At 38.3% G+C, this 6,431-nt stretch carries 7 protein-coding genes and 10 tRNA genes; 3 read left to right on the forward strand and 14 right to left on the reverse strand.

Translation table 11 applies throughout. From position 1 onward, the window contains the following. Window positions 1-3: 3 nt before the first annotated feature. The 4 genes from LXO72_RS07420 to LXO72_RS07435 form a co-directional block, all read right to left on the reverse strand. Window positions 4-807: a metal ABC transporter permease gene (locus LXO72_RS07420; protein ID WP_233331977.1), complete on the reverse strand. Its 804-nt coding sequence runs from the start codon at window positions 805-807 to the stop codon at window positions 4-6. Further along, window positions 800-1,504, reverse strand: a complete 705-nt coding sequence (locus tag LXO72_RS07425) for a metal ABC transporter ATP-binding protein (RefSeq protein ID WP_233331978.1) — start codon at window positions 1,502-1,504, stop codon at window positions 800-802. The genes LXO72_RS07420 and LXO72_RS07425 overlap by 8 nt, the downstream gene beginning before the upstream one ends. Continuing rightward, a complete protein-coding gene (locus LXO72_RS07430; RefSeq protein ID WP_233331979.1) occupies window positions 1,504-1,941 on the reverse strand; it encodes a zinc-dependent MarR family transcriptional regulator in 438 nt (145 codons plus the stop codon). Before LXO72_RS07430 ends, LXO72_RS07425 begins: the two co-directional genes overlap by 1 nt. Window positions 1,942-2,316: 375 nt before the next feature. Continuing rightward, the gene (locus tag LXO72_RS07435; RefSeq protein WP_233331980.1) at window positions 2,317-2,751 is read right to left on the reverse strand and encodes an Rrf2 family transcriptional regulator; all 435 of its coding nucleotides are present in this window, start codon (window positions 2,749-2,751) and stop codon (window positions 2,317-2,319) included. A 172-nt stretch (window positions 2,752-2,923) separates the two neighbouring features. On the opposite strand from LXO72_RS07435, the gene LXO72_RS07440 reads away from it, so the two are divergent. From LXO72_RS07440 to LXO72_RS07450, 3 genes are all read left to right on the forward strand, one after another. Beyond that, on the forward strand, window positions 2,924-3,559 hold the full coding sequence (locus LXO72_RS07440; protein ID WP_233331981.1) for an NAD(P)-dependent oxidoreductase: 636 nt from the start codon (window positions 2,924-2,926) through the stop codon (window positions 3,557-3,559). 102 nt (window positions 3,560-3,661) lie between these two features. Further along, window positions 3,662-4,444 (forward strand): protein-ADP-ribose hydrolase, encoded by a 783-nt coding sequence (locus LXO72_RS07445; protein ID WP_233331982.1) that lies wholly within the window; start codon window positions 3,662-3,664, stop codon window positions 4,442-4,444. After that, window positions 4,404-5,285, forward strand: a complete 882-nt coding sequence (locus LXO72_RS07450; protein WP_233331983.1) for an SIR2 family NAD-dependent protein deacylase — start codon at window positions 4,404-4,406, stop codon at window positions 5,283-5,285. Before LXO72_RS07445 ends, LXO72_RS07450 begins: the two co-directional genes overlap by 41 nt. A 266-nt stretch (window positions 5,286-5,551) precedes the next feature. Here LXO72_RS07450 and LXO72_RS07460 read toward each other — a convergent pair. From LXO72_RS07460 to LXO72_RS07505, 10 genes are all read right to left on the reverse strand, one after another. Continuing rightward, window positions 5,552-5,635, reverse strand: a tRNA-Leu gene (locus LXO72_RS07460). 9 nt (window positions 5,636-5,644) lie between these two features. Next, a tRNA-Gln gene (locus LXO72_RS07465) sits at window positions 5,645-5,716 on the reverse strand. A 13-nt stretch (window positions 5,717-5,729) separates the two neighbouring features. Then, a tRNA-His gene (locus LXO72_RS07470) sits at window positions 5,730-5,802 on the reverse strand. 12 nt (window positions 5,803-5,814) lie between these two features. Further along, window positions 5,815-5,885: transfer RNA gene (locus LXO72_RS07475), tRNA-Trp, on the reverse strand. Window positions 5,886-5,891: 6 nt separating this feature from the next. Beyond that, window positions 5,892-5,972, reverse strand: a tRNA-Tyr gene (locus LXO72_RS07480). A gap of 16 nt (window positions 5,973-5,988) precedes the next feature. Beyond that, window positions 5,989-6,061 (reverse strand) — tRNA-Phe (locus LXO72_RS07485). Window positions 6,062-6,066: 5 nt separating this feature from the next. Next, window positions 6,067-6,140: transfer RNA gene (locus LXO72_RS07490), tRNA-Met, on the reverse strand. 9 nt (window positions 6,141-6,149) lie between these two features. Then, window positions 6,150-6,239, reverse strand: a tRNA-Ser gene (locus LXO72_RS07495). A gap of 9 nt (window positions 6,240-6,248) precedes the next feature. Beyond that, a tRNA-Glu gene (locus LXO72_RS07500) sits at window positions 6,249-6,320 on the reverse strand. Between the two features lie 13 nt (window positions 6,321-6,333). Next, window positions 6,334-6,407, reverse strand: a tRNA-Ile gene (locus tag LXO72_RS07505). Between the last annotated feature and the right edge of the window lie 24 nt (window positions 6,408-6,431).

Below are 6,431 nucleotides of genomic sequence, written 5' to 3' on the forward strand. Positions count from 1 at the left end.
CACCTATTTTCTAAATTTAACAAAAAGATTTGAGAGCAAAAAGAAGGATACAAATAAGAGGGTAATGGTCGCACTAACCGGTGTATCCGGGTAATAAGAAAGAATGAGACCACTGACCATCCCTACAAAACCAATGACCACTGCCAAAAGCATGACTGAACGGAAGGTTTTTCCTAGCTTTAAAGCAATACTAGCTGGCAAGACCATGATGGTAGATACCAACAAGGAACCCGCAGCCGGGATCATCAAGGCTATAGCCACCCCTGTCACAATATTAAACAAGATAGACATGAGACGCACCGGTAAACCATCTACATAAGCTGTATCCTCGTCAAACGTAAGAATATACATCGGACGAATAAAGAGAACCGTCAAACACAAAACAATCGCCGCTATGACAAACAGAGCTAGCACTTGCTCATCGGTAATGGTCAAGGTAGAACCAAATAGGTACTGGTCCAAACTCATGGAGCTTTTACCGCCACCCTTCATGATCACCAAAGCCAAGGCCAAGCCCGTCGACATGAGAATCGCTGTCCCAATTTCCATAAAATCTTTATAGACTGTGCGTAAGTACTCTAGAAATACAGCCGCTATGATCACCACAAGGACTGTAGAGATAGTCGGAGAGAAACCAAGGAAGAGACCAAAAGCAACCCCTGATAGAGAAACGTGGCTCAGCGTATCACTCATCAAGCTCTGACGACGTAAAATCAAAAATACACCTAAGATAGGAGAAAAGAGACTCATAGCAACCATCGCCAACAAGGCCCGTTGCATAAAATCATACTGAAAGAGACTAAGCATGGTCCTCACCTCCATCTTTCTCATGGACATTAAAGCAACGCCATGGAGAGTTTTGTTTTCTCACTAGGTGAATATTGCGATCTGCGTAATGGCTCACCTCTTCAGGATCATGCGTAATCATCAAAACAGCCTTCCCATGATGATGGGCACTGTGGTGCATCAATTCATAAAACTCATCCTTACTACCAGCATCCATCCCAGTAGTCGGTTCATCCAAGACAAAAATATCTGGATCAGACGCAAACATTCGTGCAATGACAGCCCGTTGTTTCTGGCCACCGGATAGAGCCCCTAAAGGTTTATCACGATGCTCTAACATCCCAACAGCAGATAAACTAGCTAAAATGTGCTCCTCATCGTGATGATTTAACCGACGAAACCAACCCTTACGAGGATACCGCCCCGATTTCACAAACTCATAAACAGAACTGGGAAAACCTGCGTTAAAGCTTGCAATTTGTTGCGGAAGATAAGCGATTCGTAATTTTTTACCAGCTACATTTTCCTTAGCAATTTCAACAGTCCCTACTTTAGGTTTTAAGATGCCAAGACTTGCCTTGATCAAAGTAGATTTGGCGGCGCCATTCTCACCAGTCAGCGTCACAAACTCCCCGCTGTCCAAGTAATAATTCACACCTTCTAGAACCGGTTCTCGATCATAATAAAACGAAAGATCTTTAACAGAGATATAACGCATTAACGAAGATCCTCCAATAAGCGAGATAAAAACTTAGAAATAACCATTTGTTCTTCTTGAGAAAATTCACTCAAAACTTGATTATAAACATCCAAAGTATGATGATGATGATGAGAATGTTCTTCAGCAACCGGACGCCCTAAATCTGTTAGCCGATACAAAACAATACGAGCATCTTTCTCATCCTTCAAAGCTTCTAGCATACCAAAAGAAAGTAATTGCTTAACTGCTTTGGTCACAGCGGCTTGACTGACATTTAGCAATTTCGCAAGCTCTGAATTCGAGTAATTCTCCTTAGATAACAACATCAAAATATGCTCTTGCGTATTGGTTAAAGAAAAACCACTCGTACAGGAGCCAATCAAAACTTCATGTTGATTCTCAGAAATAAGTAAAATAGAATTTAAAAACTCATCAATCTGATTAGCGACTTTCATACGTATTTCCTTTCTATTAACCAGTAAATACTTTACCGGTTAATTATAACACAGTAAAGGAAAATAGTCAAAGTGTTTTCAGAAAACTATGAGAATAAATTTAAAGAATTTACTAATAACTCAGACTTTAAGATTAAACAAATAAAAAAAAACACGATCCTAAAACCTTGTCTTCACTACTATACCGGCGGCCGGGGTCGAACCGGCACGTCCTTGCGGACACTGGATTTTGTTGTTTTAAATCTCAGAAATATTGATTTTATAAGCTTTTTTCTATAATATGTTTTTAAACTTAGTATCACTTCTAAATATTAGATGCTTTTTAGTAACTATAAAATGCTAGAAAGTATACTCCTTATTAAAAAGAGTTTTGGACTAGTTTTGCGCGATTTTATGATCCATATCCGTAATAAGAGAGGATAAATTAATTGCCTTTAATGATTGTAGAAATTGGTTGTGAATATCATTTAGATGAGGGTCAAGAACAGAGTGAACAACACGACTAACTTCACAATTTGGATTGGTATCATCATGTGGTTTAAAAATGGTTTTATGAGGATCTTCAACAGCTAAAAAAATATCCCAGAGAGTAAGTTCCTCTGGCTTTTTCGTTAAATGAGCTCCTCCTACTCCAGCTTCAACTTTTACCAATCCAGATTTTTGTAATTTTCCTAATAAATTGCGAACAATTACAGGGTTCGTTTGAATACTGTCAGCAAGAAAAGTAGAAGTTACCTTCTCTTTATTTTCAAAATGATATATAGCTAGTAGGATATGAACTGAAGTAGCTAATCGTGTAGAATATGGCATCTTTTCTCCCTTCTTTAATTTTCTTATACTAATTATATCATATTTCAGATGTAACAAAAAAATTACAACTCTTTAGGTGTAACTATTGACATTACATCTGAAACTTGCTATACTGTGGACATAGGTTGTAATAATTATAGTTACGTCTAATAAATTTTTGGAGGACAAAATAATGTCAAAAGTTGCAGTAATTAGTTCAAATGGTCGTGTAGGTCGTCTTATCGTAGAAGAACTTGTAGGTCGTGGATACGATGTCACAGGTTTTAGTCGTCAAGAAACAAATGCTTCAAAAGCGCAAACATATATTCAAAAAGATTTATTTGACATCACAAAGGAAGATGTAGCTGATTTTGAAGTTGTCGTTAGTGCATTCGGAACATTTGCCCCTGAAACTCTTCATCTGCATGTTGAAGTGATTAATCACTTATCAGATATCCTGGCTAATTCAGATGCTCGTTTTGTAGTTGTTGGTGGAGCGGGTAGCTTATATGTTGATCCAGAGCTAACAGTTCAATTGGTAGATACTCCAGATTTTCCGAAAGAATACTATGCAATTGCTAAAGCACAAACGGATGCACTTGATGTTCTTCGCAAACGTAATGATGTCAAATGGACATTTGTTAGTCCAGCAGCTGATTTACAAGAAGATGGTGAACGCACAGGGGAATATATTCTTGGTGGAGAACAATTAACGCTTAATAGTCGTGGTGAAAGTATCATTAGTTATGCGGACTATGCTCTTGGTTTTGCAGACGAAATTGAAAAAGGAAATCATATTCAAGAACGTATCAGTTTAGTTCGTAAATAATCAATAAAAGCATCGTACTTTGTAAATAAAAAAGCGAGGTTGAGATTTTTCTCAATCTCGTTTTGGTAGGGAAATGATTTTGTTATCCATAAGGAGAGACGAATGAATCAAGAACAAAGAAGATTGTATTTAATAAAGGTGCTCTTATCAGAAAGAGCAGAGTATGCAGATATTATAATTCCTGATAAAGTTGAACAGCAAAAAGCACTTTTACGAGCTTTGGTTAATGTTCGCACACCAGAAACTGTGTCAGCTGAGTTTTTAGATATTCAAAATGCATACCTTCAAGAAGAGTTAACACAAAAAACAGTAACAAAATTGACTGATTTGACTCCGGTTTCTGGTCAATTATACCTATGGAATGGTGATATTACGACATTAAAAGTAGATGGTATTGTTAATGCTGCTAATAGTCAACTTCTAGGTTGTTTTTATCCCAATCACAAGTGTATTGATAATGCTATTCATACTTTTGCAGGTGTTCAATTACGGCAGGAATGTCATCGGCTGATGACAGAGCAGGGGCACTTAGAAAAGACGGGTGAAGCTAAGATAACCCCTGCTTATAATTTGCCAAGTCAATATGTTTTACATACAGTTGGACCTATTGTTGATGGTAGATTACTATCTAATCATGAAAAAGATTTAATTAGTAGTTATCGCTCTTGTTTAGAATTAGCAGATGCTAATGGTTTAAAAAGTTTAGCATTTTGCTGTATTTCAACAGGAGAATTTCATTTCCCACGTGAGAGAGCAGCAGAACTGGCAGTAGCAACTGTTCAAGAATATTTAAAAGAGACAGATAGTAAGATGGAGGTGATATTCAATGTTTTTAAAGAAGAAGATGAAAGAATCTACAAAAGATTACTTGGAGCAAATGAATGACATCGTAAAAAAATTAGAAAAAGCAGATGCTGTTCTGATTGGTATTGGTGCAGGATTATCAGCTTCTGCAGGTTTAACTTATTATGGTGAACGTTTTGATAACTATTTTTCTGATTTTAAAGAAAAGTATGGTATTGAAGACATGTATTCTGGTGGCTTTTATCCTTTTGCTACAAAGGAAGAATATTGGGCATGGTGGAGTCGTCATATTTTTATTAATCGCTATGAAGCACCAGTTGGTCAACCCTATATCGATTTATTAGACATTGTTAAACATAAGGATTATTTTATTTTATCAACTAATGTCGATCATCAAGTACAGAAAGCGGGATTTGATAAAAAAAGGCTTTTTTATACACAAGGGGATTATGGTTTAATGCAATGTTCGGTTCCTTGTCATTATACCAATTATGACAACAAAGAGTTGATTTATCAGATGGTTGAATCTGAAAAGGAAATGAAAATCACTTCTAATCTTATACCAACTTGCCCTAGGTGTGGTGCTCCTATGACTAATAATCTAAGGATAGACAATCGTTTTGTTGAAGATGAAGGATGGCATACAGCTCAAAAAAGGTATAGCGAATTTTTGGAAGAAAATAGCAAGAAAGCAATCATTTATTTAGAACTTGGTGTAGGCATGAATACACCAGGTATTATTAAATATCCTTTCATGCAAATGACTTATGCTAATCCCAAAGCAACTTTTATTACATTAAATCAAGAAACGTTTAAATATCCTGATGAACTTTCAAAGCAATTAATACAACTTGATGGTGATATTGGTAAAAATTTACAAGCAATTCGCCAAAGAATAGAATCAAAAGCTATAAGTAATTAAGTAAACTAAAAAGAGTTTGGGACAAAACTAGCCCTAGTCCCAAGCTCTTTTTTAGTTTGAGAATTTTACACTACCATAGTTGTTAAAGAAAGATTAGAACACACATCAATTACAACAACAATAGATACACATTCTCATTTATAACGAAGCAAACAGAAATCGTTAGCTAATAAACTTGACCATTTATTTTAAAATGGAAAAAATTGGTAACGCAACATACAACAGAGAAAAAAAGACAAGGTCCGTAAACCTTGTCTTTAATACTATACCGGCGGCCGGGGTCGAACCGGCACGTCCTTGCGGACACTGGATTTTGAGTCCAGCGCGTCTGCCAATTCCGCCACGCCGGCAAAGTATAACTGGGGTAGCTGGATTCGAACCAACGCATGAGGGAGTCAAAGTCCCTTGCCTTACCGCTTGGCTATACCCCAATAATATAAAATAGGCGAGTGATGGGGATCGAACCCACGCATGCCAGAGCCACAATCTGGTGTGTTAACCACTTCACCACACCCGCCATATTCTTATACACGGGCAGTAGGAATTGAACCCACACTGAAGGTTTTGGAGACCTTAGTTCTACCTTTAAACTATGCCCGTAAAGGATGGAAGGGGAGGGATTCGAACCCCCGAACCCGAAGGAGCGGATTTACAGTCCGCCGCGTTTAGCCTCTTCGCTACCCTTCCGAATAATATTAAATTATGGCGCGAGACGGAATCGAACCGCCGACACATGGAGCTTCAATCCATTGCTCTACCAACTGAGCTACCGAGCCAAATATTGCGGGAGCAGGATTTGAACCTACGACCTTCGGGTTATGAGCCCGACGAGCTACCGAGCTGCTCCATCCCGCGTTAATATTAAGGAGGATGTGGGATTCGAACCCACGCACGCTTTTACACGCCTGACGGTTTTCAAGACCGTTCCCTTCAGCCGGACTTGGGTAATCCTCCAATATAATATAGTCCGTACGGGATTCGAACCCGTGTTACCGCCGTGAAAAGGCGGTGTCTTAACCCCTTGACCAACGGACCATAATATTAAAAATGGGCACGAGTGGACTCGAACCACCGACCTCACGCTTATCAGGCGTGCGCTCTAACCACCTGAGCTACGCGCCCAAGTTAAAAACTTGGTAATGAACA

Source organism: Streptococcus sp. XMC (genome assembly GCF_021341835.1).
Taxonomy (GTDB): domain Bacteria; phylum Bacillota; class Bacilli; order Lactobacillales; family Streptococcaceae; genus Streptococcus.